Here is a 24,710-nt window from a genome sequence, read left to right on the forward strand (position 1 = left end):
CGGCGGATCCTCCGGCGGACCCCGGGCGGCTTCCTCACCCCACCGGGATCCCCAGCTCGTCACACGCCGTACGGAGCCTGCGCACGCCTTCCGCGAGTTCCGCGGTCCCGGACGCGCCGGCGTAGCTCAGGCGCAGATGCGGCGCGGGCGGTTCGGCGGCGAAATAGGGGCGGCCGGCGGCGACGGCGACGCCCGCGTGCAGTGCCGCGCCGGTGAGCGCCGCCTCGTCCGTACCGTCCGGCAGCCGTACCCACAGGAGGTAGCCGCCCGGTGCGATCCGCGGGCTGCGGGCCGCGACGGCGGGCAGATGGCGGTGCAGCGCGGCGGCCATGGCGTCCCGGCGGTCGGCCAGGGTGCCGGAGATCAGGCGCAGATGGCGGGCCCAGGCGGGCGAGCCGACCAGTTCGACGGTGGCCTCCTGGAGCGGGCCCGGTACGAAGAAGCTGTCGACGACCTGGATGGCGCGCAGCCGGTCGAGGACCGGGCCGCGGGCGGTCAGGGCGCCCACCCGCAGACTGGGCGAGGTGATCTTGGTCAGGGAGCAGACATGGACGACGGTGCCGTCCGGGTCGTCGGCGGCCAGGGTCGGCGGAAGAGCGGGTGCGCCGTCGTGCACCAGCCGCCGGGCGAAGTCGTCCTCGACCACGAACGCCCCGGCCGCGCGGGCCACCCGCAGCACCTCGCGCCGCCGCTCCGCCGAGAGCACCGCGCCGGTCGGGTTCTGGAACAGCGGCTGGCAGACGAACAGCCGCGCCCCGCTGGCCCGGAAGGCATCGGCGAGCAGATCGGTGCGGACCCCGTCCGCGTCCACCGGTACGGGCACCGGCCGCAGGCCGGAGGCGCGGGCGGCGGCCAGCATGCCCGGGTAGGTGGGGGATTCGACGAGGACCGGCGCGCCGGGCGCGGCGAGCGCACGCAGGGCGGTGGTCAGCGCGCTCTGGCCGCCGGCGGTGATCAGCACGTCGCTGGGGGCGAGCGCGCCGCCGGGGCCGCCGATCTCCCGCGCGAACCAGGCCCGCAGCTCCGGGACGCCCTCGATCGGCGGCCGTCCCCAGACGCCCGGCCGCCGTCCGGCGCGGGCCAGGGCGGCGGCGAGGGCGCGTTCCGGCTGGAGGTCGGGGTGCAGATAGCCGCCGTGGAGTTCGATGACGCCGAGGGCGGGCGTGGCGAGGGTGGCCAGGACGCCGGCCGCGTCGACGCTGCGCGGCACCTGGTCGCCGGCCGGTTCGGCGCTCAGGGCGATCTCCTGCCAGGAGGTGTCGGCGGGCCGCGGCGCCTCGGCACGCGGCTGCGCGCGGAACGCCCCGGCGCCGGGCCGGGTGACGACGAGGCCCTCGGCGACCAGCTCCGCGAGCGCCCGGGAGACGGTCACCGGGCTCACCCGGTGCCGCTCCACCAGGGCGCGACTGGACGGCAGCTTCTCTCCAGGGGAGTAGCGGTTCAGCTCTTCCCGCAGGCTCGCGGCCAGCTCAGCGACACTGCTACGCTCTTGCATGAGAGACAACGATAGCGCTATCGCGACGAGCGGGATAGCGGTCGGCACCGTCACCGCCCCGGAACGGCCCGCCGCCCCCCGCGCCACCGCCCCGGAGCGTCCCGCCGTCCCCGGCGCCCTGCTCGCCGCGCTGGGCGTCGCCGCGTTCTCCCTGACGTTCCCCGGCACGGCCTGGGCCCTGGAGGGCATGGGCCCCTGGACGGTCGTCATGCTGCGCAGCGTGCTCGCCGCGGCCCTCGCGGGCGGCTGCCTGCTGGCCCTGCGCGTCCGCGTCCCCGAGCGCCGCCACTGGGCCGGGATCGCCGTCGTGGCGGGCGGTGTGGTCCTCGGCTTCCCGCTGCTGACGACCCTGGCCCTGGAGACCTCCACCACCTCGCACGCGGCCGTCGTGGTCGGCCTGCTGCCGCTGACCACCGCGGCCTTCTCGGCCGTCCGCACCGGGGCCCGGCCCTCGCGCACCTTCTGGATCGCCTCGCTGGCCGGCGCCGCCGTCGTCATCGCCTTCGCGGTGCAGCAGAGCGGCGGGGCGCCCAGCACCGGCGATCTGTTCCTGTTCGCCGCGCTGCTGGTGTGCGCGGCCGGCTACACCGAGGGCGGCCGGCTGGCCCGCCATCTGCCGGGCTGGCAGGTGATCGGCTGGGCGCTGGTGCTGGCCCTGCCGCTGACGGTCCCGGGCGCGGCCCTCGCGCTGGCCGCCGAGCCGCTGCACCTGACCGCGCACACCGTCGCCGGGCTGCTGTGGCTGGCGTTCGGCTCGCAGTTCCTGGGCCTGGTCGTCTGGTACCGCGGAATGGCCGCGATCGGCGTCTCCAAGGCCAGCCAGCTGCAGCTGGCCCAGCCGCTGCTGACCCTGGTCTGGTCGGTGGTGCTGCTCGGCGAGCACCTGCCGCCGGCCGCGCCGCTCGCGGCGGTCGCGGTGCTGGTGTGCATCGCGGTCACCCAGCGGACCCGCGGCTGACGCACCGGGTCCGCCCCTCGCCCGCCGGGTGCGGGGACCCGCCGGGGACGTAAACTTGCCGCGATGGCATGTACCGCCGTCCGGGCCGCCACCAGGCCCGTCAACAGGTAAACCGTTGGCCGTTCAACCGCCCGGCCGCAGCTCCCTGTGGGCCGTCCCGGTCGCGCGGCCGCCCGAAGCGGGAGGATCCTGATGCACGCAAACACGGGCGACCGGCTGCTGGTGCACGGCAGAACCGTCGGGCACGGCGACCACGCCGTGGAGATCGTCGAGGTACTGGGAACGAACGGCGAGCCGCCGTACCGCGTCCGCGCCGCGGACGGCCATGAATCGATCATGTCCCCCGGGCCCGACTGCGTCGTCCAGCACGGCAAGTCCACCGACATCACCGGCCGCTAGCACCCCGCACCACCACCGGCCGGCGGCCGGACACGGTGACCACTACGGCCGCGCCGCGCCGCCGTAGTGGTCATGCACGATCCGGGCCAGCGCGCCCGACCGGTCCTTTGCGACATCCCTCGCCGAGAAGAAGACATGCCCGCCGACCTGCGGATAGCCGCGGGCGAAGGTGAGGTGGCGGGAGAGTTCGGCCGGGTCCAGCCAAGGGGTGCCCTGCGCCGGATCGCCCGCCCGGTACAGGGCCTCGCCGATGTAGAGGTCCACGCCGGTGCCGGAGACGGCCTCCGACCACCACGGCACGACCTTGGCGTAGTCGGCGGCCTCGTAACCGATGTGCCAGTACACCTGCGGCACGATGTAGTCGATCCACCCCTCCCGCACCCAGCGCCGTGTGTCGGCGTACAGGTCGTCATAGGTCTGCAGTCCGCGGGTGTCGGAGCCCGAGGAGTCGGTCCCGCGATTGCGCCAGATGGCCGAGGGACTGACGCCGAACCGCACCGGCCGCCCCACGGCGGCCACCTTCTGCTTCATCTCCCGCACCAGCCGGTCGACGTTGTCCCGCCGCCAGCTGGCCCGGTCCGCGAAGCCCGCACCGTGCTCCTCGAAGGCCGCATCGTCGTCGAACTCCTCTCCCGCGACCGGATAGGGATAGAAGTAGTCGTCGAAATGCACCCCGTCGACGGGATAGCGGTGCACCGCGTCGAGCATCGCCTCCTGGACGAAGCCCCGGACCTCGGGCAGCCCCGGGTTGTAGTAGAGCTTGCCGCCGTAGGGCAGCACCCACTCCGGATGCCGGCGCGCGGGATGGCCGGACACCAGCCGGTCGGGGTCGGCGTGGTTGGCGACGCGGTACGGGTTGAACCAGGCGTGCAGTTGGAGATCGCGCCGGTGCGCCTCGGCGACGGCGAAGCCGAGCGGGTCCCAGCCCGGATCCTTGCCCTGCGTTCCGGTCAGGTACTGCGTCCAGGGCTCGTGCGGCGAGGGCCACAGGGCGTCCGCGGTGGGCCGGACCTGGAAGAACACCGTGTTCAGGCGGCGTTCCACGGCCACCTCCAGGAGGTCGAGCAGTTGGCGTTGCTGTTCGGCGGGCGTCAGCCCCGGCCGGGTGGGCCAGTCCAGGTTGGCGACGGTGGCCAGCCACATGCCGCGCATCGGCGCCGAGCCCGGGTCACCCACCGCCCCGGCCGTCCCGTGTCCCGCTCCGAGCAGTGACGACGCCGCGCCCAGCACGCCCGCCGCGAATCCCCGCCGTGTGATCCGTCTCATGAAAAACCCTCAGCTTGTCCCGATTGTCCCGTCCTGAGGGCTCAGGATGCCCGCCCCGGCGGCCAGAGCACAGCGCCGCGCGGAGTAACGTCGGGGCCGAGGCGGGCGTCGGACCCTTACGGCGTACCGCAGGGTCCTGAAGATCAGCGAAAGGCACGAGGTGACGGACACTTTCACCGACATCGCACGCGTCGGAGTGGTCGGCTGCGGCCAGATGGGCGCCGGCATCGCCGAAGTGTGCGCCCGCGCCGGACTGGACGTCATGGTCGCCGAGACCACCGGCGAAGCCCTGGAGCTGGGCCGCACCCGCTTGACCAACTCGCTCGGCAAGGCCGCCGAGCGCGGCAAGATCACCCCCGCCGAGCGCGACGCCACGCTCGGCCGGCTGAATTTCACCACCGACCTCGGGGAGTTCGCCGACCGCGACCTCGTCATCGAGGCCGTCGTGGAGAACGAGCAGGTCAAGACGGAGATCTTCCAGGTCCTCGACCAGGTCGTCACCCGCCCGGACGCGATCCTGGCGTCCAACACCTCCTCCATCCCCCTGGTGAAGCTGGCGGTCGCCACCTCCCGCCCCGACCAGGTCATCGGCATCCACTTCTTCAACCCGGCCCCGGTGCAGAAGCTGGTGGAGCTCATCCCCGCCCTGACCACCGGCGACGAGACCATCAAGCGCGCCGAGGCACTGGTCCACAACGTCCTGGGCAAGCACGCCATCCGCGCCCAGGACCGCTCCGGCTTCGTCGTCAACGCGCTGCTGATCCCGTATCTGCTCTCCGCGATCCGGATGTTCGAGTCCGGCATCGCCAGCCGCGAGGACATCGACAACGGCATGGAGCTGGGCTGCGCCCACCCGATGGGCCCGCTCAAGCTGTCCGACCTGATCGGCCTCGACACCGTGGCCTCGGTCGCCGCCTCCATGTACGAGGAGTACAAGGAGCCCCTGTACGCCGCTCCCCCGCTGCTCGCGCGCATGGTGGACGCGGGCCGGCTGGGCCGGAAGTCCGGGTCGGGCTTCTACTCGTACTGACGCCCCGCGCGCAGCCGCGCCGTCCGGGGCCGTCCGCCCGCCGCTCGGGGGAGTACCGGCGGGCGGACACCGGGCCGGCGGGCGCCCGTCCGCCGGCGTCGGCCCCGTGGAGTACGAGTCAACTCCCCTTCCGGCGGCCGGGGGAGCGTGTGAAGGGCTCCGCTCGGTGCGCACGGTTCACACCCCGTGCGAGGCGCCGCACGCCGTCACCCGCCGTCACTTCACACGGGGTGTGTTCCGGGGACCCGCATCTCCCCGAAACACACGCTCCCGCCTTTCGCCGCAGCGCAGTTGACTGTTATGCGTACGGACGACGATGTCCCCCGGCACAAGGAATGAGGATGCGGAACGTGACCGCCCACCCCGAAACCGATCAGGTGACCGGCCGCCTAGCGGAGCTGAGGCGCTGCCTCGATGTGCGCACCGCCCGGGTCGACGGACATCTGGCGCTGCTCGCCCAGCGCGCCGAACAGAGCGAGCGTGACGCGGACGAGCTGCAGGCCCGCGTCACGCGGCTGGAAGGCACCCGCTGGCCCCTGCCGTCCCTCGCCGCGCTCACCGGGCTCGCGGCCCTGGCGGTCACGGTGTGGCAGGCGACCGGACGGTGACCGCCCGGCGGGAGCGGCCACCAGCGGTCAGCCCAGGCGCAGATGATGCAGCATCAGCAGCGCCGCGGCCATGTTCGCGGCCGGTACCTCCCCCCTCGCCACCATGTCGGGCACCAGCTTGAGCGGCACCCACTCCCGCCGCTCCGACTCGAAGTCGTCCTGCGGGGAGCCGACGTACTCGCCCTCGTCCGACCAGTAGATGTGATGCCGCGCGTCGGTGAGGCCGTTGGACGGCTCCACCGTCAGAAGATGCCGGAGGGGGCCGGGGCGCCACCCCGTCTCCTCCTCCATCTCCCGCGCGGCCGCGGCCGCGAGGTCCTCGCCGTCCTCGACGACCCCGGCGGCCAGTTCCCACCCCCAGGTGTCGGTGATGAAGCGGTGCCGCCACAGCAGCAGCACCTCATGGGCCGGATTGACCACCGTGGCCACGGCGACCGGCCGCATCCGGATCAGGTAGTGATCCAGATGACGGCCGTCGGGCAGCTCCACATCGGCCAGATTGACCCGGAACCACGGATTCGCATAGACGGGCTTCTCGCTGAGATTGTTCCAACGCATGTAACTGCCACCTTCCGCTGTTGAGCAGGCAAGGTGACACGAGCCCGGTCACAGCGGAACGCGCAGCACCTCATCGATCAGGTCGGCAGCCTCACGGGTCGCGGAACTCCCGGTCCTGGCCAGATGCTCGCGCACCGCCCGCAGCCGGTCCCGCAGCCGTTGCGACTCCATGCCCCGAGCCCGCTCCGTCATCTGCGCGGCATCGGCCACGGCCCGGTCCGCATCGCCTTGGCGGAGCTCGATATGGGTGAGCATGGCCAGCCGGTGGACCCGGCCGCGGTCGTGTGCGGGGGTGTCGACGGCGGCGTCCGCCTGTTCCCGGGCGGCCCGCAGGTCGCCGAGGCTCAGCAGCGCCTCCGCCACTTGTACGTTCACCAGGCCGGGCTGGACATAGCCCGTCTCGGCCGGCTCCAGGCCGGGCCGGATGCGCTCCGCCGCCGCCTCCGCGCGCCGGATGCACGCCAGTGCGCCGGACCCGTCGCCGAGCCGGGCGTAGGACTTGGCCTGCATCGCGTAGAGGTCCGCGGCCAGCGCCGGGGTGATCTGCGGGCCCGCGGCCCGCAGCGCCGCCTCCGCGAAGGCGACCGCCTGGCGGTATTCCCGTACGAAGAGGGACTGATTGACCAGCAGCGCGATGACATACGCGCCGAGGCCGCGGTCCCCGCTGGCCTTGGCCAGCCTCAGCGCCTGATGGAAATAGCGCTGGGCCAGCCCGAGAGCGTCCGAGTCGTACGCGCAGATGCCCGCGACGGCGACCAGTCCCCCGGTGGCCCGGTGGAGCTGACGGCCCGTCGCATCGCTGTAGCTGCCCCGCAGCAGCGGCGCCGCCTCGGTGTTGAGGAATCCCACGATGCGTGCTCTGGTCGCGACACCACCCGCCTTCCGGTACATCTGCTCGTAGTGGGTCCGCGCGGCGCGCAACATCTCGATGTCGGCCATGCCGACCCGGGTCAGCCCGTCGCGCGAGACATCCTGGTCCTCGGGCGGGTTCTCCCATTCCCATACGGGGATGACCGCCGAGGTGCCGGTGAGTGCGGGCGCGGCCAGGACGTGCGGCCGCTGCTGCTCGTCGGAGCGCCACAGGGCGGTGGCGCGCTCGACGAAGCCGGAGAGCGGGGTGTCGGGGGTCCGGCGCACACCGGGACGGCTGAGCCCGATGTCGTCGAGGCCGACCGCGCGGTGCAGCCGTTCGCCGAGGATCTCGCAGATCAGATCGGGTACTTGGCCGCGCGGCCGCTGCCCCTTCAGCCAGCGGGCCACCGCGGTGTGTTCGTAGCGCAGGGCGAGCCCGCGGCCGCGGCCGAGCTGGTTGATGCGCGCGGCGAGCCCGGCGTGCGAGATGCCGGCCTCGTCGAGGATTGCGTCGAGCAGGGTGTTGGGCTCCATGCCGGCCTCCCCGAGAGCCCGGCCGTCCCCCGGCGGCTGCGTGGCTCATGGCCTTGTCGACGTGACGTCTCCACGGATCAGCGTAGTGAACCGCGCTTCACACGGGGTGTGAAGGGGACGGGAGCCGCTCCGGGCACCTCCGGCCGGTCGTTGGGGACGGGAGCCGCTCCGGGCACCTCCGGCCGGTCGTTGCGGAGCATCACCAGCGCCACATCGTCATTCAGCCGCCCCCGGGAATGCCGCAGCAGCGCCTGCCGTACGTCCTCGACCAGCCCGGCCGGCGAACTCCCCGGCTTCCCCGCGGCCCGGCGCACCTCCCTCGTCAGCGGAAAGAACTCCCCCGCGGCGTCCCGCGTATCGGCCGCCCCGTCGGTGTGCAGCAGCATCCCCTCGCCGGGCCCCAGCCGCCCGCAGGGGACCAGGGGCAGCTCGTCGGGCAGCGGGAACAGCCCCAGCGGCGGCATCGGCTCCGCGGGCGCGAGCGGGGCCGCCTCCGGGCCCGCCGGGCCGCCGATCCGGTACGGCCACGGGTGCCCGCAGTTCAGCGCCGTCACCGCACCGTCCCCGTCCACCTCCAGCAGCAGCAACGTCACGAATTCCTCCGCCACCAGGCCCGCCGGCTGCCCGCTGCCCGCCCGCTCCTGCAGATGCCGCTGGTGCGTGCGCTCCAACCGGCGCAGCAGACCGCTCAGTTCGGGCTCGTCATGGACCGCCTCGCGAAAGCTGCCGAGCATCGCGGCGACCGTGCCCAGCGCCTCCAGACCGTGTCCGCGGACGTCCCCGATCACCGCCCGTACGCCGTACCGCGTCCCCACGACGTCGTACAGGTCCCCGCCGACCACGGCCCCCTCGCTCGCGGAGAGATGGCCGGCGGCCAGCGTCATTCCGTCGATACGCGAGGGCAGCGGCCGCAGCAGCACCCGCTGCGCGGCACCGGCGACCTCCCGGCTGCGCTCCAGCTCCCGCAGCAGCCGCCGTCGCCGGCCCGCCGTCAGATAGCTGGCGCAGACGACCGCTAGGATCGCGCCACATGTCGCGGCCCGGGTGCCGGGCCCGGCCGCGGGCTCCACCGCACCGAACGGCACCAGCGCCAGCAGCGCACACAGCCCGCCGAGCAGCACGCACTGGCGGCGGCCGGTCCCGGCACAGGCGATGGCGGGCGCGGCGGCCAGCAGCTGCAGCAGCTGGCCGCTGGAGGGCCGGCACAGCTCCCAGCCCACCACGCCAAGGACCCAGACGCCGGGCAGCACCAGGAGGAAGACCTGTCCGGCGCGCGTCGCACCCGCGGATGCACCGCCTCTCGCCCAGGCCCGGATCATGCCGATGGTCCCCCTAGATAGACCGCAATGATTCTTACGACGTTCGGTACCGGTACGCCGACCGTGGGCGGCATCTCACCCGATGGAGTGATGGCGCAGGTGGCCGGAAACGACCCGAGGGCCGCGCGGCACTCGCGCGGCCCTCGGATGTCACGGCAGGCGGCTAGCCGCGCAGCACCGCCCCGGTACGCTCCACCGCCGCCGCGACCGCCGCGTCGCGGGCCGCGGAGGCCTCCTCGGCGGTCAGCGTGCGGTCCTCGGCGCGGAAGCGCAGCGCATAGGCGAGGGACTTCTTGCCCGCACCCAGCTGCTCGCCGGTGAAGACGTCGAACAGCCGCAGCGATTCGAGGAGTTCACCGGCACCTTCGTGCAGCGCGCTCTCGACCGCGGCCGCCGGGACGGCCTCGTCGACGATGAGCGCCACGTCCTGGGTCGCGACCGGGAAGGCCGAGATCCGCGGGGCGCGCCGCGGTCCGGCGGCGGCCCGCTCGATGCGGTCCAGGTCGATCTCCATCGCGCAGGTGCGCTCCGGCAGGGCGAGGGTCTTGATGACCCGCGGGTGCAGCTCACCGGCGTTGCCGACGAGGACCTCCTCGCCGTCGATCAGGGCGAGCAGCGCCGCACAGCGGCCCGGGTGGAACGGGGCGTGCTGGTCCTGGCGGACGATCAGCTCGACGCCCGCCTCGCGCGCGACCGTACGGCCCGCCTCGATGGCGTCCGCCCAGATCGAGGGGCGTCCCTCGCCCCACCAGCCGGCCTGTTCGCGGCCCCCGGCGAGCACCACGGCGGCGCGCCGCGGCTGCTGCGGCAGCGAGGCGTCCAGCGAGGCGATCTCGTCGTCGGTCGGACGGCGGTCGACGACCAGCCGGCTGGCCGGCTTCTCGTCGCCGCCGGCGCGGAAGACCGGGCCGGTCTCGAAGAGCGCCAGATCGTGCGTACCCCGGCCGAAGTTGCGGCGCAGCGCGCCGAGCAGCCCCGGGATCAGGGTCGTCCGGAGGTCGGGCTCCTCGTCGGAGAGCGGGTTGACGAGGGTGACCGCCGCGCGGCGCGGGTCGTCCGGCTCGATGCCGAGCTGGTCGAGGACGTGCGAGCCGGTGAACGGGTAGTTCAGCGCCTCGACGTAGCCCGCGCCGGCCAGCGCCCGGCCGACCCGGCGGTGCAGCCGCTGACGCTCGGTCAGCCCGCGGCCGGCCGGCGGCTTCGGGAGGGTGGAGGGCAGATTCTCGTAGCCCTCCAGCCGGATGACCTCTTCGGCCAGGTCGTTGGGGTCGCTGAGGTCGGGCCGCCAGGACGGCACGGTCACGACCAGCTCGTCCTGGCCGTAGACGTCGCAGCCGACCTGCTGGAGGCGGCGGACGACGGTCTCCCGGCCGTAGGTGACACCGGCGACCTTGTCCGGGTGGTCGGCGGGGATGCTGATCGTGCGCGGCCCGCGGGGCGAGACGATCTCGGTGACGCCGTCCTCGGCGGTGCCGCCGCCGAGCAGCACCAGCAGATCGACGGTGCGCTGCGCCGCGGCGGACGCGGCCTCCGGGTCGACGCCGCGCTCGAAGCGCTTGGCCGCCTCGGAGGACAGCTTGTGCCGGCGGGCCGTACGGGCGATGGCGACCGGGTCGAAGTGGGCGGCCTCCACCACGATGTCGGTGGTGCCGCGCAGCCGGCCCGTCTCGGGGTCGGCGACCGGCGCCGCGATCTCGGTGTTGGCGCCGCCCATGACCCCCGCGAGGCCGATCGGGCCGCGGTTGTCGGTGATGACCAGGTCCTCGGTGTCCAGCACCCGCTTGGTGCCGTCGAGGGTGGTCAGCGCCTCGCCCGCGGTGGCGCGGCGGACGCCGATCGGGCCGTCCACGCTGGCGCGGTCGTAGGCGTGCAGCGGCTGGCCGAGCTCCAGCATCACGTAGTTGGTGATGTCGACGGCGAGCGAGATCGGGCGCATCCCGGCCTTCTGCAGCCGGCGCTGCAGCCAGAGCGGGGAGCGCGCCTCGGGCTCCAGGCCGGTGACCGTGCGGGCGGTGAAGCGGTCGCAGCCGATGGGTTCGGCGACCTTGACCGGGTAACCGCCGGCGTTCGGCGGCGGCACGTCCAGCAGCGCCGGGTCGCGCAGCGGCAGGCCGTAGGCGATGGCGGTCTCGCGGGCGACGCCGCGCATCGACAGGCAGTAGCCGCGGTCCGGGGTGACGGCGATGTCCAGCACCTCGTCGACGAGCTCCAGCAGCTCGATGGCGTCCGTGCCGACCTCGTACTCCGGCGGCAGCACGATGATGCCGTGCGTGCCGTCGTCGCCCATGCCCAGCTCGTCGCCGGAGCAGATCATGCCGTGCGACTTCTTGCCGTACGTCTTGCGCGCGGCGATCTTGAAGTCGCCGGGCAGCACGGCGCCGGGGAGGACGACGACGACCTTGTCGCCGACGGCGAAGTTCCGCGCGCCGCAGACGATTTCCTGGGGCTCGCCGGTGCCGTTGGCGTCGCCGACGTCGACGGTGCAGAAGCGGATCGGCTTCTTGAAGCCCTCCAGCTCCTCGATGGTCAGCACCTGGCCGACGACGAGCGGGCCCTTGAGGCCGTCGCCGAGCCGCTCGACGGTCTCGACCTCGAGGCCGACGGCAATGAGCTTGGCCTGTACGTCACGGCCGGTCTCCGTCGCCGGCAGGTCGACGTACTCCCGCAGCCAAGAAAGCGGGACCCGCATCAGATCTCCATCCCGAACGGCCGGGTGAACCGGACGTCGCCTTCGAACATGTCACGCATGTCTTCCACGTTGTGCCGGAACATCAGCATCCGGTCGATGCCGAACCCGAACGCGAACCCGCTGTACTTCTCGGGGTCGACGCCACAGGCGATGAGCACCTTGGGGTTGACCATGCCGCAGCCGCCCAGCTCGATCCAGCCTTCGCTGGAGCAGGTGCGGCAGGGCCGGTCGGGGTTGCCCACGGACTCGCCACGGCAGACGTAGCAGACCATGTCCATCTCGGCGGACGGCTCGGTGAACGGGAAGTAGTTCGGCCGCAGCCGGGTCTTCATGTCCGGCCCGAACAGCGCTTGGACCATGTGGTCGAGGGTGCCCTTGAGGTCGGCCATGGTCAGGCCCTCGTCGACGGCCAGCAGCTCGATCTGGTGGAAGACCGGGGAGTGCGTGGCGTCCAGCTCGTCGGTGCGGTAGACCCGCCCCGGGCAGACGACGTAGACGGGCGGCTCGCGGTCGACGAGCGTACGGGCCTGGACCGGCGAGGTGTGCGTGCGCAGCACGACGCCGCTCTCATCGCCCTGCGTGCCGTTGCCCTGGACGAAGAAGGTGTCCTGCATCTGGCGCGCCGGGTGGTCCGGCAGGAAGTTCAGGGCGTCGAAGTTGAACCACTCGGCCTCGACCTCGGGGCCCTCGGCGACCTCGTAGCCCATCGCGACGAAGACGTCCGCGACCCGCTCCATGAAGGTGGTCAGCGGATGCCGGGCGCCGGCCGGGGTGCGGTCGTACGGCAGCGTGACGTCCACCGCCTCCTCGACCAGCACGCGCGCGTCGCGCTCCGCCTCCAGCTCCTCCTGGCGGGCCTTGAGCGCCTGGTTCACCCGGCCGCGGGCCTGGCCGACGCGCTTGCCGGCGTCCGCCTTGGCGTGCGGGGGCAGGGCGCCGATCTCGCGGTTGGCGAGGGCGAGCGGCGAGCGGTCGCCGGCGTGCGCGGCCTTCACCTCGCGCAGCGCCTCCAGATCGGCGGCGGCGGCGATGGCGGCCAGCGCCTCCTCCAGCCGTGCGGCGATCTCTTCCGGTTTCAGGGCTTCGACCTCGACAGGGTCGTACGACTTATTGGGTGCGGACATCTCTTCCCGTGCTTCCGGTGGACTGGCTTGGCATGGCTCGCGTCGCCTCGGCTCGCCCGCGATGCTGGTGCGCCAAAGGTGCCAAAGGTCAAGTCTAAGGGGGACGGCCGACGCGGCAGGTCCGAGCCCCATGGGGGCGCCCGCCGCGGGTGCTCCTAGGCCATGAACGCCGGAGCCGCGACGGGCAGGCTAAATCGGAACTGGGCGCCGCCGGCCGGGGCCCGGCCGACCGTGATCGTCCCGCCGTGCGCCTCGACGATGCCCTTGACGATATAGAGGCCCAGGCCCGTGCCGCCGCGCTTGCTGCCCCGCCAGAAGCGGGTGAAGACGCGGCTCATCGACTCCTCGGGGATGCCGGGGCCCTCGTCGCTCACGGTGACGGTCGTCCCCTCTGGTGTCGTCGCGTCCGCACCGGTCTCCTCGGTGCCGGTCAGGGCCGTTGCCGGACCGACCTCAATGGTGACCGTTCCCTCGCCGTGGCGCACCGCATTTTCCAGGAGGTTGCCCAGCACCTGGTCGACCTTGTCCGGGTCCGCCCAGAGATCGGGCAGCGGCTCCAGCATCCGGATCAGGAAACGGTCGGGGCTCTGGCCCGCGGTGGTCTGCGCCTGGACGTGCCGGCGCACCGCGGCGATCATGTCGACCCGCTGCCGCCGCACCTCCAGCCGGCCCGAGTCGATGCGGGAGATGTCCAGCAGCTCGGCGATCAGGCGGGTGACGCGGTTGGCATCGGCGTCCACCGTCTCCAGCATCAGCCGCTTCTGGTCGTCGGTGAAGCGTTCCCACTTCTGGAGGAGGGTGGCGGTGAAGCCCTTGACGGAGGTCAGCGGCGAGCGCAGTTCATGGGCGACGGTGGCGATCAGCTCGGCATGGCTCAGCTCCGTACGCCGCCGGGCCTCGGTGCCGCGCAGCGCGATCACCAGCCGCTGTACGGGACCGGTCGGCCGGCTGCGGACATAACGGGCGGAGACCAGCACCTCGCGGCCGCCCAGCAGCAGATTGCGTTCGGGCTGGCCGCGGCGGATGGCGAGGCCGCTGTACGGGGCCGTCAGCTGCCACCAGGCGCGGCCCTCGATGTCCTGCAGCGGAAGGGCCCGCTCCAGGTGGCGGCCGAGGGCGTCCCGGGGGGCGATGCCGGTGATCCTGGCGGCCGCGGCGTTGAAGGTGATCACCGTGCCGGTCTCGTCCGCGACCACCAGGCCGTCGGGCAGATCGTCGGGGTCGAACCCCAGTCCAGTCGGGTCCGGGGCGGCCGGCGCCGTGTCCGACGGCCCGTGCCCGAGCCCGTCGGACAGGCCGCTGTCAGCGGTGACTGTGTTACCGGAAGTCCTCACACCCATCCCCGTTCGCCCCCTCCCGGGCCCCGAGCACGCCACACTACTAGCTCGGGTCGGATGTGCCAGGAGATCCGCCGGACACCCCTCAGGCGGGTGATCCGGAGCGGCAACCTCCGGCCGTGCGCTGGGCGCGCGCGGAGGCGTAGAGGCAGACCGCGGCGGCCGTGGCGAGGTTGAGGCTCTCGGCCCGGCCGTGGATGGGGACCCGTACGACGGCGTCCGCCAGGGCCCGGGTCTCCTCCGGCAGCCCCCAGGCCTCGTTGCCGAAGACCCAGGCGGTGGGGCCGCCCATGGAGCCGGCGTCGAGCTCGGCGTCCAGGTCGCACTCCCCCGCGCCGTCGGCGGCCAGGATCCGCACCCCGGCGCCCTGGAGGCCGCCCACCACGCGCTCGACGGGGACGCCGACCGCGACCGGCAGGTGGAAGAGCGAACCGACCGACGCGCGGACGGACTTGGGGTTGTAGAGGTCCACCGAGGCGTCGGTCAGCACGACCGCGTCGGCGCCCGCCGCGTCGGCGCAGCGCAGGACCGTACCGGCGTTGCCGGGGTCGCGGACGTTGGCGAGCACCGCGATCAGCTGGGGGCGTGCGGCGAGGATGTCCTCGAACGGCGAGTCGAGGAAGCGGCAGACGCCCAGCAGGCCCTGCGGGGTGACGGTCTGGGAGATGTCGGCGACGGTCCGGTCGTCGGCGAAGTGCACCCGTACCCCGGCCGCGCGGGCGGCCTCGACGATCTCGGCGTGCCGCTCGGCGGCCTCGACGGTGGCGAACAGCTCGATGAGCGTGGGCTCACCGTCCGAGCGGTGCGCGATGGCCTCCCGTACGGCCTGCGGGCCCTCGGCGATGAACCGGCGCTCCTTGCCGCGGAAGGCGCGGCGGGCCAGCCGCCGGGCGGCGGAGACACGCGGGGAACGCGGGGAGATCAGCTCGGGGGTGCCCATGGGCGGCGGCTCGCTTCTTTCGTTCGGTGCGGGGTCCGGGACCCTGGCGTCCCGGGACCGGAAATGCGGCGGACCCGCAGGCCGGGGCCTGCGGGTCCGCGTCACAACGTCGTCAGGCCGAAGTTCAGGCGGCCTTCGGGGCGTTGACGTCGCTCGGAAGCGCCTTCTGGGCGACCTCGACGAGCGCGGCGAACGCGTTGGCGTCCGTCACCGCGAGGTCGGCCAGGATCTTGCGGTCCACCTCGACGTTGGCGGCCTTCAGACCCTGGATGAAGCGGTTGTACGTCATGCCGTTGGCGCGGGCAGCGGCGTTGATGCGCTGGATCCACAGCTGACGGAAGTCGCCCTTGCGCTTCTTGCGGTCGTTGTAGTTGTAGACGAACGAGTGGGTGACCTGCTCCTTCGCCTTGCGGTAGAGGCGGGAGCGCTGGCCACGGTAACCGCTGGCCTGCTCCAGGATCGCCCGGCGCTTCTTGTGGGCGTTGACTGCCCGCTTGACGCGTGCCACTTGTTAACTCCTTGTAGCGGGGCCGTGGTTGTCGTCACACGGCCCGGTTCGATTGGGTCCCGGTCCTGGTCCTGGCGCGCCCTCGCCGTCGGCGGGGCGCCCCGGACTCACTTGCCGAGAAGCTTCTTGATCTTCGCGGCGTCGCCCGGGGCCATCTCGGCGTTGCCGGTGAGGCGACGCGTCACACGGGACGACTTGTGCTCGAGCAGATGGCGCTTGCCTGCGCGCTCGCGCAGCACCTTGCCGGAGCCAGTGATCTTGAAGCGCTTGCTGGCACCGCTGTGCGTCTTGTTCTTCGGCATGCGCCGTACTCTCCTCGTCAGTGGCGCTCCCACCGGCACGGACCGGCCCGCGGGAGCGTCAGATGTAATCGGTTGTGTCCGGGGCGGGTACCCCGGCATGCATCCGGGGCGCACGCCCGCGAATCACGCCTCGGCGGGTTCCCCGGCGGGCTCCTCCACGGACTGCTCCGCGGGAGCTCCACCCTGGCGCTCCGCCTTGCGGGCGGCCTGCGCCTCGCGGGCTTCGGCCATCGCCTCGGTCTTCTTCTTGTGCGGACCGAGGACCATGATCATGTTCCGGCCGTCCTGCTTGGGGTTCGACTCGATGAAGCCGAGCTCCTGGACGTCCTCCGCGAGCCGCTGCAGCAGCCGGAAGCCGAGCTCCGGACGGGACTGCTCGCGACCACGGAACATGATCGTGATCTTGACCTTGTCACCCTGCTTGAGGAACCGGACGACGTGACCCTTCTTGGTGTCGTAGTCGTGCGGGTCGATCTTCGGCCGGAGCTTCATCTCCTTGATGACCGTGTGCGCCTGGTTCTTGCGCGCCTCACGGGCCTTCATTGCCGACTCGTACTTGAACTTGCCGTAGTCCATGAGCTTGCAGACCGGAGGACGGGCGTTGGCCGCCACCTCGACGAGGTCGAGGTCGTACTCCTGTGCAAGCTCCAGTGCCTTGGCAAGCGGGACAATGCCTACCTGCTCGCCACTGGGACCGACGAGTCGCACCTCAGGGACGCGAATCCGGTCGTTGATGCGGGGCTCGGCGCTGATGGATCCTCCTCGGTAGCACCACGCGACGGCCTGGCGGACTGCCGCGTAACGTCTGTTTCGGTGTGACCAACCGCGCCGGTACATGAAAAATGCCCCGGACGGGACACAGGCGGGGCTCCGGAAAGGATCAGGAACACCGCCGCGAAGTCTCCGCGGGGCGCAGCCAGACCGTTGACCCGCCAACCCTGAGGTCGGTGCGGGTGGGAGATCGGAGCCTCCACTTGTGGGCCGGTCACATGCGTGTCCGGCCGGTCGTTCACACCAGAATACACGAGTCAAGGAGTGACACCCACTTGTGTGCCGGGCCGACACGTGGCCGACCGGCCCCGCGCGCGGGCGGACGCTCCCGGGCGCGGCGTCCCGCGGGGCGGGCCATAGGCTGGAGGCGACCCCTCAGCAGGAAGTGAAGCCCCAGGACATGAGTGACCAGACCCCGCAGCAGCCGGAGCAGCCGTCCGGCGCGGCGCACGCAGCCGAGCCGTCGAACCCCGGCTTCGAGGACATGACCCGTGACATCGCGGAGGTGCCGGCGGTCGAGGTGATCACCACGGTCGCGGTGCATCTGATGAGTTCGGCGGCGGTCAACCTCGGACTGGCCGAGGAGGGCGAGGCGCACAAGGACCTCGACGAGGCGCGCAAGCTCATCCAGGCGCTGGCGGGGCTGGTCACGGCCAGCGCCACCGAGATCGGCTCGTACCACGCGGCGCCGCTGCGGGACGGCCTGAAGTCGCTGCAGCTGGCCTTCCGTGAGGCCTCGCTCGTACCGGACGAGCCGGGCCAGGGCCCCGGGGAGAAGTTCACCGGGCCCGTGTACGGCTGAGCCGGAACGCGTGCGGCGAAGGGCCCCGGCCGCCACGGCCGGGGCCCTTCGCCGTTCGTCTGCCGAGCCGTGGTACGAAGCGGTCGCGCGCTCAGACCCGCTCGCCGGACTCGGGGTCGCCGGTGATCTCCTCGTCGGCGATGAGCCGCGGTTCGTTCGGCGGATGGGTGATCTGGTGCACCACGGCCGCCAGCGCGCCGCCGATCAGCGGGGCGACGATGAACAGCCACAGCTGGGTGATGGCGGCGCCGCCCGCGAACAGGGCCGGGCCGATGCTTCGGGCGGGGTTGACGGAGGTGCCGTCCAGCGGGATGCCGATGAGGTGGACGGTGCCCAGCGCCAGACCGAGCGCCAGACCGCCGAAGCCGGTCACGGCCACCCGGTGCGTGACCGAGAGCACGACGAAGACGAACAGGAACGTCATCACGATCTCGGCGACGAACGTGCCGCCGAGGTTGAGGTGCACCGCCGAGCGGTCGCCCCAGCCGTTGGTGCCGAACGCGTCGTGCGTCTTGAGGCCCGGTACCTGCTTGGCGACCAGGAAGAGCAGGGCGGCGCCGACGATGGCGCCGAGCACCTGGGCGATCCAGTACGAGATTGCCCGGTGGAGGGAGATGCGGTGGGCCAGCAGCATGCCGAGCGTCACGGCGGGGTTGATGTGGCAGCCCGAGATCGGGCCGAGCGCGTAGGCCAGTGCCAGCATGGTGAAGCCGAAGGCCAGGGCGATGCCGAAGGTGCCGATGTATTCGCCCGCCAGCACGGCAGCGCCGACGGCGAAGAACACCAGGAGCAGCGTGCCGAGGAATTCGGATACGACGATGCGGGTCTCGGTGGTCTCCATGAGCTCTCCTCGCGTGGATCTTGAGCTCATCCCATAGTGCGGGCGGGGAGCCGAACGCGCGCGTTGGCGAGGAGACCGCGTCAGGAGCCCCGCGCGAGGTCAGCGGCGGAACAGGGCTTCCTGCGGCCGCTGTCCGCCCGGCGGCAGAAGGGCCAGGTCAAGGCCCTTGACCAGCCGCGCGCGCAGCACGTCGTCGGTGGCCAGGGCGCGCGCCAGGCGCTGGGCGACCTCGGCGGTGGGCGCATCGGGGGCGAGGCCCAGGGCGAGGGTCGCGTCGGTCTCGTCGGAGGGTGCGAGATGGGCGACGAGGACGGCCGGCTCGGCGGCGAGCAGCGCGCGCAGGGCGTCGGTGACGGCAGGGTCGGCCAGCGGGTCGGCGCTCTCGCGGCCCTCGGCCAGGGCCCGCAGGGCGGCACCGGTGAGCTGGTAGGTGACCGGGCCGGCGAGATCGACGACGACGGTGTCGGCCTTCTCGTGGGAGGCGGCGAGCAGGGCCTGCCGCATCGGGACCGCCACCGGGCGGGCGTCGGCGCGCCAGCGCTGGAGGGTCTCCATGGAGGTGAAGGCGGGGAGGGCGCGGCGGCCGTCGGGGGCCTGCAGCGTGGGGACGGCCATATCGCTGGTCTTCTCGCGGCGGAGGCCGTCGGGGCCGGTCTCGACCTCTCCCAGTACGGCCACCACGGGGACGAGGACGCGCGCGCCCGCCAGCGCCGACAGGAGGGCGCCCTCCGTGGTCCGGTCCCTGTCGTAGGCCGCCAGGGCCTCGGCGAGGGCCGGGTCGGCGGAGCCGTCGTCGTCGGAGAAGCCGGGGTCCGGGATGTTCTTGTGCACCGCACGAGCCTACTGGCTCGGGTTTTTCCCACGGTGCCCGGTGCGGCGCCGCGGTGGGGGGTGCGGTCAGCCGGTGCGGCGTCGCCAGAGGAGGATTCCGGCTGCCAGGAGTGCCACGCCGAGGGCGCCGGCCGTCCACGGGAGCCAGGCGGTGGGGGTGGTGTCGTCCGGTGCGGGGGCCGGGCCGGGGCCGAAGTAGCGGTGGGGGTAGGCGACGGGGCGCGGCTTCTGGGGGGCCGGCTTGAGGGTGGCGGCCCGTTCGAGGGCGGCGGCCGCGTCCACGAGGCCGGCGCCGAAGTCGTCGTTCCGGCCGCCCTCGGGGGTGTCCTGGGCGGTGGCGACGAGCAGGTCCCTGATCTGGGCCGGGCTCAGGCCGGGGTGTTCGGCGCGGATCAGGGCGATGGCACCGGAGACCAGCGCGGCGGCGGGGCTGGTGCCGCTGCCGTTGTAGTAGGTGCGGTCGGGGTTGGACATGATGATGGTGTCGCCGGGCGCGCAGACCGTGGCGTACCAGTGGCGGGTGGAGAACTCGCTCCGCTCGCGCGCCTGGTTGACGGCGGTGACGGCGATGACGCCCGGGTAGGCCGCGGGGTAGGAGATGTGGTCGCCCTTGCGGCCGTCGTTGCCCGCGGAGGCGACGACGGGGATGCCCTTGCCGAGGGCGTACTGGATGGCGGCGTCCTCGCGCGGCTCGGGGTGCGCGGTCTCGCTGTCGTCGCCGAGGCTCATGTTGATCACGTCGGCGCCGTGGTCGGCGGCCCAGCGGATGCCGTCGGCGAGGGCGCCGGCCTTCTCCGTACGGGCCCGTTCACGCTGCGGGTCGTCGTCCTCGAGGATCACCCGGACGGGCAGGATCCGGGCTTCCGGGGCGATGCCGAGGACGCCGTCCTGGCGGCCCGCGCCATGGCCGTGACCTGCGATGACGCTGGCCATGCCGGTGCCGTGATCGGCCCAGGCCTCATCGCCGGGACCGGCGCCGAAGCCGACCAGGTCCTTCTCCGGCAGCACCTGGCCCTTGAGGTCGGGCTGATTCGCGTCCACGCCGGTGTCCAGGACGGCGACGGTGATGCCCGCGCCCTTGGTCGTCCGCCAGGCCTGCTGGGCGTGCATCGCCTGCAGGCCCCACTCCTGGGCGCGGACGGTGTCGGCCTGCGCGGGCGGGGCGGGCAGCACGGCCAGCGCGGCGGCGCAGGCGACGGCGGCGGCGCGCAGCGGGTGCTTGCGGCTCACGGATCCTCCGTGTTCTGCCCGGAAATCCCCGACTCCTTGCGGAAGATGGCCTCGATGCGGTCCGCGAGGTTCTTCGCGTCGTGGCCGAGGCCGGACTCGGCGGGGGCGGTGGTGGTGCCGGGCCGGACCGCGGCCTCGGCGGGCTGCGGATCGGTGACGGTGCGGCCGTCGGCGAAACCGGAGACGGCATAGACGACGACCGGGATGTCGGTGAGGATCCGGACGGTCCAGCTCGCCCGCTGAGCGGGCCCGAAGTGCGCGGCCGGGGTGCCCTGGGCGGCGTACGGCAGCGGCATCATGGTGGTGCGGGCGGCCAGATTCCTGGTGCTGAAGCGGGAGTTCATCGCGAGCATGCCGGGGGCGTCGGCCTTGGCGGTCAGGGCGCCGACGGTGATGACGCTGGAGCGGGTGGCGTCGGTGTAGGTGGCGCGCAGCAGGCGGGCGCAGCCCACCGGGGCGAGCGTCTTGGCCAGCGCCGGGTCGAGGCCCTTGGCGCAGGTGCTGTCGGGGGCCACGGCGATCCGGGTCCAGCGCCGGTCGGAGCCGCCGGGGCCGACGCCCAGGCCGTCGAGGGTGCGCGGGAAGAGCCGGTCGACGGGGGTGTTGCGCCAGACGTCGCGGCCCTTGGCGAAGCTGGCCTGGGGCGTCGGGGGCGCGTCGGGCCCTTCGGTGAGCCAACTCCCGGCCGCCGCACCGCCGATGAGGCCGGTGCCGAGGACGAGGCAGGCGGCGATGGCGAGGCGGCGCCGGCGGGAGCGGCGGGGCCCGGTCAGCGGCGCGGCCGGTGCGGCCGGGGCGCCCGCGTACGGTCCGACTCCCTGGCGCGGAAGGGGAGTTCCCGGCCAGGGGGCGGCGGGCGGACGGCCGCCGGGCGCGGCGGAGGGTGTCGCGGCGGCGGCCTCGGGGGCGGCGGGCGCGGCGCCGTTCGCGCCGTCGGAGCCGGCGTTCCACAGGCCTTCGCTGTTGGCGAGGTGGAAGGCGGCGGTGTCGCGGAAGGACGTGGGGCGGCCCGTCGGGGGCGCCGGGGCGGGTGCGGCGGGCCCTTGGGCCGGGCTGGGCGGCGGCTGCGGTGCGGCGGCGGGCGGCGGGGTCGCGGGGCGCGGCGGCGCGGGCGGCTGCGTACGGGGGCGGGGCGGCGCGGGCGGCGGGGTCGCGGGGCGCGGTGGGGCCGTGGGGGGCATCGGGCCGGCGGGCGGCGCGGCCGGTGGCGGGACGGTGGGGCCGGCGGGTACCGGGCGCAGGACGGTGGTCTGCGGGTCCTCGTCGGGGGTGGGGCGGGCGGGCGGGACGGAGGGCGCGGCGGGTGCGGGACGTTGCGGGGGCTGCGGGGGTATGGGAGGGGTGTGCTGCTGCGTGTTCGCGCAGTCGGCGTCGGTACCCACCCGCGCTCCCCCTTGCGCCGCTGCCCGGCCTCGATCCGCAATCGGGGCAGGGTTGCTCGTATCCGGACATCACGCCGCTGACCTGCCGGTTGCCGCGTGCGGACACTGTACGGGCTGGTGCCGCCGCCGCTCCAACCTGTGTCCACTCTGTCGCGAACTCTCCCCCTACCCAGTGGTAGCCGTCTCTGGCAGGCTGCCGCCATGGCCCAGTACACCGCCGACGCGTCCGGCGACACAGCCCTTCCCCGAGCGCTCCGCTCGTCCCTGGAGCCCTCGGCTCCGCACGACGGCGCACCGGGGGTACCCCGGCTCGCGGGCGGTGGCCCGATCGACCGGGCCACCGCGCACCTCGACGCCCCGCTGGCCGTCGTCGATCTGCAGGCCTTCGACGCCAACGCCGCCGATCTGGTGCGCCGCGCACAGGGCAAGCCGATCCGGGTGGCGAGCAAGTCGGTGCGCTGCCGGGCCCTGTTGGAGCGGGTGCTGGCGCGGGACGGTTTCGCGGGGATCATGAGTTTCACGCTGGACGAGTCGCTGTGGCTGGCGCGTTCGGGGTTCTTGGACGTGCTGCTGGCGTATCCGTCGGCGGACCGGGCGGGCTTCGCCGAGCTGACCGCCGATCCCGAGGCGGCGGCCGCGGTGACGGTGATGGTCGACGATCCGGTGCAGCTGGATCTGATCGATGCGGCCCGGCCGGCCGGCGGCTCGGGCGAGGAGGTCCGGGTCTGCCTGGAGCTGGACACCTCGTACCGGGTGATGGGCGGGAAGGTGCGGGTCGGCGCGCGGCGGTCGCCGCTGCGGACACCCGCCCAACTGGGCGCGCTGGCCCGGGTGGTGGCGCGCCGCCCCGGGTTCCGGCTGGTGGGGCTGATGGCATACGAGGGGCATGTGGCGGGGGTGGGCGACGAGGTCGCCGGGAAGCCGGTGTTCTCCCGGGCGATCCGGGTGATGCAGGCGGCGGCGCGCAAGGAGCTGGCGCAGCGGCGCTGGGAGGCCGTACGGGCGGTGCGGGCGGTGGCGCCGCGGCTGGAGTTCGTCAACGGCGGCGGGACCGGCAGTGTGCAGCACACGGCGGCGGAGGCGGCGGTCACCGAGGTCGCGGCCGGGTCGGGGCTGTATGTGCCGCGGCTGTTCGACAACTTCCGTTCGTTCAGCGGGCATCCGGCGGCGCTGTTCGCCCAGCCGGTGGTGCGCCGGCCCGGTCCGGGCGTCGTCACGGTGCTGGGTGGCGGCTATCCGGCGTCGGGGGTGGCGGGCGCGGACCGGCTGCCGGAGCCGTATCTGCCCGCGGGGCTGCGCTACGACCCGCAGGAGGGGCCCGGCGAGGTGCAGACGCCGCTGCTGGGGGCGGCCGCGGACGGGCTGGCGATCGGCGACAAGGTGTGGTTCCGGCACGCGAAGGCCGGTGAGCTGTGCGAGCGGTTCGCGCAGCTGCATCTGATCGACGGGGACCGGGTGGTGGGGACGGTACCGACGTACCGGGGCGAGGGCCGCACCTTCCTGTGACCCGGTGCGGCCCCCGGTCGTGGCCGTGTCGTGGCCCGGTCGCTCAGTACACCTTGTCCTTCTGGTCCGGGATCACCGAACCGTCGGGGCGGTGGAGCGGGGCGAGGCTGCCGTCCGGCCGGACGTAACCGGCGGTCGAGCAGGGGTAGGGAGCGGCCTGGCGCTTCTCCGGCTCTATGAACATCGGGTTGACGAGCCAGCGGCCGTCGCTGTTGTCGTAGGCGCGGCAGGTGAGTTCGGTCTTGTTGCGGTTGAGGGCCAGATGCACCCCGGTCGCGTCGCCGACGAAGGTGACGTCGGTTTCGGCGTCGCCCGCGGCGAGGGCTGGGCGGTGCGCCGGGTCCTGCTGCTTCCAGGCCTCGGCGCCCTTGACGTGGTAGATCTCCTGGTTGATCCAGCAGCGCTTGCCGTCCATGTACGTCAGGACCTCGCCGTGGGTGTCCTTGACGTCGCCGCAGCCCTGGACGCCGTTGGTGAGCCGGCCGTCGCGGACGGTGTTGCGGATGCCGATGACGTGGTCGCGGTCGATGCCCACTCCGGGCGCCCAGGCGCGTACGACCGGTTCGGCGGAGGCCGAGACGATGTAGACGTCGAAACCGGCCTTCTGGAGCGTGCGGATGAGGTCGCGCTGCTGGTCGTAGTAGCGCACATAGCCGGGCACGGTGTGCGTGCCGACCTTCTGCTCCGCGCCGATCGGGGCGGCAAGGCTCTCGGTGCGCGCCTGGCGGGCGAGCGCGGTCAGCGCTTCCGGGGTGCGGCCGCCGAAGAGCTGGGTGATCCAGACGTAGGCGGGCACCGTGCGGCGGTGGTTCCACTCCCCCGCGAACGCGGTTTTGCCGTCGGAGGTCTTCTCGTCCTGGTAGATGTCGAGGATCTCGTCGGTGCAGTCGGTGTCGGTGGACGTGGGCAGCGGGCTGCCGGGGCGTACGGACGTGCCGCAGGCCTTGGTGAGCGCGCGGTCGGCGTCGTCGGTCAGCCACTTGTTGGTGGCCTTCCAGCCGGCGGGCCGGAGCACCTTGTCGTGCCGGAGCATCCAGGCCAGCGTGGCGTCGGAGATGTCGTTCTTGACGACGGTGTTGTCCCAGTCGAAGGTCGCGACGGGCCTGGCGCCGGCGGATGCGGAGCAGTTGCCGCGCGTGTCGATCAGCTTCTGCAGCTTGGCGCGGTTCTCGCCGTACCAGCCCTTGGAGACCTGGAGGGTGGGGCACCGGCGCGGGGGCGGCTCCGTGGTGGATATCTGGCTGATCGCGATGCCGCCTCCTACGACCGCGAGGGCGGCGACACCCGCTGCCAGCCGGCGACGCTTGTCGGTCATGGATCGCACTCCTGTCGGTCGAGGAAGAGAAGACGGACGCGCACGCACGGCGGCCGGGCGTCGTGCGACGGCCCGGCTGCCATGGCGCGTCCCCGGAGGGGAACGGCGAGCGC

The 24,710-nt window shown here is 73.2% G+C and carries 23 protein-coding genes; 6 read left to right on the forward strand and 17 right to left on the reverse strand.

Features of this window, described 5'->3' with window-relative positions; genetic code table 11:
* Positions 1-34: 34 nt before the first annotated feature.
* Positions 35-1,495: an aminotransferase-like domain-containing protein gene (locus AC5677_RS07910; RefSeq protein WP_497194296.1), complete on the reverse strand. Its 1,461-nt coding sequence runs from the start codon at positions 1,493-1,495 to the stop codon at positions 35-37.
* Between AC5677_RS07910 and AC5677_RS07915 the strand changes: the two genes are divergently transcribed.
* Positions 1,494-2,453 carry a DMT family transporter gene (locus AC5677_RS07915; RefSeq protein ID WP_497194297.1) on the forward strand — a complete coding sequence of 320 codons (960 nt, stop codon included), beginning with the start codon at positions 1,494-1,496 and terminating at the stop codon, positions 2,451-2,453. The genes AC5677_RS07910 and AC5677_RS07915 overlap by 2 nt on opposite strands.
* A gap of 192 nt (positions 2,454-2,645) precedes the next feature.
* Complete coding sequence (locus AC5677_RS07920) at positions 2,646-2,852, forward strand: DUF1918 domain-containing protein (RefSeq protein WP_497194298.1); 207 nt, start codon at positions 2,646-2,648, stop codon at positions 2,850-2,852.
* Positions 2,853-2,894: 42 nt separating this feature from the next.
* On the opposite strand, the gene AC5677_RS07925 is transcribed toward AC5677_RS07920, so the two are convergent.
* Positions 2,895-4,118 (reverse strand): glycoside hydrolase family 10-like protein, encoded by a 1,224-nt coding sequence (locus AC5677_RS07925; RefSeq protein WP_497194299.1) that lies wholly within the window; start codon positions 4,116-4,118, stop codon positions 2,895-2,897.
* Between the two features lie 160 nt (positions 4,119-4,278).
* Here AC5677_RS07925 and AC5677_RS07930 point away from each other — a divergent pair, with 160 nt between their 5' ends.
* The gene (locus tag AC5677_RS07930; RefSeq protein WP_497194300.1) at positions 4,279-5,148 is read left to right on the forward strand and encodes a 3-hydroxybutyryl-CoA dehydrogenase; all 870 of its coding nucleotides are present in this window, start codon (positions 4,279-4,281) and stop codon (positions 5,146-5,148) included.
* A 350-nt stretch (positions 5,149-5,498) separates the two neighbouring features.
* Positions 5,499-5,756 (forward strand): hypothetical protein, encoded by a 258-nt coding sequence (locus AC5677_RS07935; protein ID WP_497196540.1) that lies wholly within the window; start codon positions 5,499-5,501, stop codon positions 5,754-5,756.
* A gap of 27 nt (positions 5,757-5,783) precedes the next feature.
* On the opposite strand, the gene AC5677_RS07940 is transcribed toward AC5677_RS07935, so the two are convergent.
* The 10 genes from AC5677_RS07940 to infC form a co-directional block, all read right to left on the reverse strand.
* Positions 5,784-6,314 carry an NUDIX domain-containing protein gene (locus tag AC5677_RS07940; protein ID WP_497194301.1) on the reverse strand — a complete coding sequence of 177 codons (531 nt, stop codon included), beginning with the start codon at positions 6,312-6,314 and terminating at the stop codon, positions 5,784-5,786.
* A 48-nt stretch (positions 6,315-6,362) separates the two neighbouring features.
* Positions 6,363-7,700, reverse strand: a complete 1,338-nt coding sequence (locus tag AC5677_RS07945; RefSeq protein WP_497194302.1) for an NsdA family TPR-like regulatory protein — start codon at positions 7,698-7,700, stop codon at positions 6,363-6,365.
* Between the two features lie 77 nt (positions 7,701-7,777).
* Positions 7,778-9,019 carry a PP2C family protein-serine/threonine phosphatase gene (locus AC5677_RS07950; RefSeq protein WP_497194303.1) on the reverse strand — a complete coding sequence of 414 codons (1,242 nt, stop codon included), beginning with the start codon at positions 9,017-9,019 and terminating at the stop codon, positions 7,778-7,780.
* Between the two features lie 163 nt (positions 9,020-9,182).
* A complete protein-coding gene (pheT, locus tag AC5677_RS07955; protein ID WP_497194304.1) occupies positions 9,183-11,708 on the reverse strand; it encodes a phenylalanine--tRNA ligase subunit beta in 2,526 nt (841 codons plus the stop codon).
* Positions 11,708-12,832 carry a phenylalanine--tRNA ligase subunit alpha gene (gene pheS / locus AC5677_RS07960; RefSeq protein ID WP_497194305.1) on the reverse strand — a complete coding sequence of 375 codons (1,125 nt, stop codon included), beginning with the start codon at positions 12,830-12,832 and terminating at the stop codon, positions 11,708-11,710. The genes pheT and pheS overlap by 1 nt, the downstream gene beginning before the upstream one ends.
* Before the next feature lie 155 nt (positions 12,833-12,987).
* Positions 12,988-14,172, reverse strand: coding sequence for a sensor histidine kinase (locus AC5677_RS07965; protein ID WP_497194306.1), 1,185 nt, complete (start codon positions 14,170-14,172; stop codon positions 12,988-12,990).
* Positions 14,173-14,254: 82 nt separating this feature from the next.
* Positions 14,255-15,109, reverse strand: coding sequence for a TrmH family RNA methyltransferase (locus tag AC5677_RS07970; protein ID WP_497194307.1), 855 nt, complete (start codon positions 15,107-15,109; stop codon positions 14,255-14,257).
* A gap of 124 nt (positions 15,110-15,233) precedes the next feature.
* Entirely contained in the window at positions 15,234-15,617 is a 384-nt protein-coding gene (gene rplT, locus AC5677_RS07975) for a 50S ribosomal protein L20 (protein WP_393541208.1), read from the reverse strand.
* 107 nt (positions 15,618-15,724) lie between these two features.
* The gene (gene rpmI / locus AC5677_RS07980; protein ID WP_006607578.1) at positions 15,725-15,919 is read right to left on the reverse strand and encodes a 50S ribosomal protein L35; all 195 of its coding nucleotides are present in this window, start codon (positions 15,917-15,919) and stop codon (positions 15,725-15,727) included.
* A gap of 123 nt (positions 15,920-16,042) precedes the next feature.
* A complete protein-coding gene (gene infC, locus AC5677_RS07985; RefSeq protein ID WP_388268032.1) occupies positions 16,043-16,756 on the reverse strand; it encodes a translation initiation factor IF-3 in 714 nt (237 codons plus the stop codon).
* A gap of 334 nt (positions 16,757-17,090) precedes the next feature.
* Here infC and AC5677_RS07990 point away from each other — a divergent pair, with 334 nt between their 5' ends.
* Positions 17,091-17,492 carry a DUF1844 domain-containing protein gene (locus tag AC5677_RS07990; RefSeq protein ID WP_497194308.1) on the forward strand — a complete coding sequence of 134 codons (402 nt, stop codon included), beginning with the start codon at positions 17,091-17,093 and terminating at the stop codon, positions 17,490-17,492.
* Between the two features lie 91 nt (positions 17,493-17,583).
* Here AC5677_RS07990 and AC5677_RS07995 read toward each other — a convergent pair whose 3' ends face one another.
* The 4 genes from AC5677_RS07995 to AC5677_RS08010 all read right to left on the reverse strand — a co-directional run bounded on the left by AC5677_RS07995 (position 17,584) and on the right by AC5677_RS08010 (position 21,776).
* Positions 17,584-18,333 carry an MIP family channel protein gene (locus AC5677_RS07995; protein WP_497194309.1) on the reverse strand — a complete coding sequence of 250 codons (750 nt, stop codon included), beginning with the start codon at positions 18,331-18,333 and terminating at the stop codon, positions 17,584-17,586.
* A 99-nt stretch (positions 18,334-18,432) separates the two neighbouring features.
* Entirely contained in the window at positions 18,433-19,164 is a 732-nt protein-coding gene (locus AC5677_RS08000; RefSeq protein WP_497194310.1) for an SseB family protein, read from the reverse strand.
* A gap of 66 nt (positions 19,165-19,230) precedes the next feature.
* A complete protein-coding gene (mycP, locus tag AC5677_RS08005) occupies positions 19,231-20,394 on the reverse strand; it encodes a type VII secretion-associated serine protease mycosin (RefSeq protein WP_497194311.1) in 1,164 nt (387 codons plus the stop codon).
* The gene (locus AC5677_RS08010; RefSeq protein WP_497194312.1) at positions 20,391-21,776 is read right to left on the reverse strand and encodes a hypothetical protein; all 1,386 of its coding nucleotides are present in this window, start codon (positions 21,774-21,776) and stop codon (positions 20,391-20,393) included. Before AC5677_RS08010 ends, mycP begins: the two co-directional genes overlap by 4 nt.
* Positions 21,777-21,977: 201 nt before the next feature.
* On the opposite strand from AC5677_RS08010, the gene AC5677_RS08015 reads away from it, so the two are divergent.
* Positions 21,978-23,282: an amino acid deaminase/aldolase gene (locus tag AC5677_RS08015; RefSeq protein ID WP_497194313.1), complete on the forward strand. Its 1,305-nt coding sequence runs from the start codon at positions 21,978-21,980 to the stop codon at positions 23,280-23,282.
* 43 nt (positions 23,283-23,325) lie between these two features.
* Here AC5677_RS08015 and AC5677_RS08020 read toward each other — a convergent pair whose 3' ends face one another.
* On the reverse strand, positions 23,326-24,597 hold the full coding sequence (locus AC5677_RS08020; protein ID WP_497194314.1) for a haloacid dehalogenase-like hydrolase: 1,272 nt from the start codon (positions 24,595-24,597) through the stop codon (positions 23,326-23,328).
* Between the last annotated feature and the right edge of the window lie 113 nt (positions 24,598-24,710).

This window comes from Streptomyces sp. JLSY215, assembly GCF_059682825.1.

Coding starts and splice junctions, on each gene's coding strand:
- AC5677_RS07915 (WP_497194297.1), top strand. CDS start 1,494: ATGAGAGACAACGATAGCGCTATCGCGACGAGCGGGATAGCGGTCGGC.
- AC5677_RS07910 (WP_497194296.1), bottom strand. CDS start 1,495: ATGCAAGAGCGTAGCAGTGTCGCTGAGCTGGCCGCGAGCCTGCGGGAA.
- AC5677_RS07920 (WP_497194298.1), top strand. CDS start 2,646: ATGCACGCAAACACGGGCGACCGGCTGCTGGTGCACGGCAGAACCGTC.
- AC5677_RS07925 (WP_497194299.1), bottom strand. CDS start 4,118: ATGAGACGGATCACACGGCGGGGATTCGCGGCGGGCGTGCTGGGCGCG.
- AC5677_RS07940 (WP_497194301.1), bottom strand. CDS start 6,314: ATGCGTTGGAACAATCTCAGCGAGAAGCCCGTCTATGCGAATCCGTGG.
- AC5677_RS07945 (WP_497194302.1), bottom strand. CDS start 7,700: ATGGAGCCCAACACCCTGCTCGACGCAATCCTCGACGAGGCCGGCATC.
- AC5677_RS07950 (WP_497194303.1), bottom strand. CDS start 9,019: ATGATCCGGGCCTGGGCGAGAGGCGGTGCATCCGCGGGTGCGACGCGC.
- pheT (WP_497194304.1), bottom strand. CDS start 11,708: ATGCGGGTCCCGCTTTCTTGGCTGCGGGAGTACGTCGACCTGCCGGCG.
- pheS (WP_497194305.1), bottom strand. CDS start 12,832: ATGTCCGCACCCAATAAGTCGTACGACCCTGTCGAGGTCGAAGCCCTG.
- AC5677_RS07965 (WP_497194306.1), bottom strand. CDS start 14,172: ATGGGTGTGAGGACTTCCGGTAACACAGTCACCGCTGACAGCGGCCTG.
- AC5677_RS07970 (WP_497194307.1), bottom strand. CDS start 15,109: ATGGGCACCCCCGAGCTGATCTCCCCGCGTTCCCCGCGTGTCTCCGCC.
- rpmI (WP_006607578.1), bottom strand. CDS start 15,919: ATGCCGAAGAACAAGACGCACAGCGGTGCCAGCAAGCGCTTCAAGATC.
- infC (WP_388268032.1), bottom strand. CDS start 16,756: ATGTACCGGCGCGGTTGGTCACACCGAAACAGACGTTACGCGGCAGTC.
- AC5677_RS07990 (WP_497194308.1), top strand. CDS start 17,091: ATGAGTGACCAGACCCCGCAGCAGCCGGAGCAGCCGTCCGGCGCGGCG.
- AC5677_RS07995 (WP_497194309.1), bottom strand. CDS start 18,333: ATGGAGACCACCGAGACCCGCATCGTCGTATCCGAATTCCTCGGCACG.
- AC5677_RS08015 (WP_497194313.1), top strand. CDS start 21,978: ATGGCCCAGTACACCGCCGACGCGTCCGGCGACACAGCCCTTCCCCGA.
- AC5677_RS08020 (WP_497194314.1), bottom strand. CDS start 24,597: ATGACCGACAAGCGTCGCCGGCTGGCAGCGGGTGTCGCCGCCCTCGCG.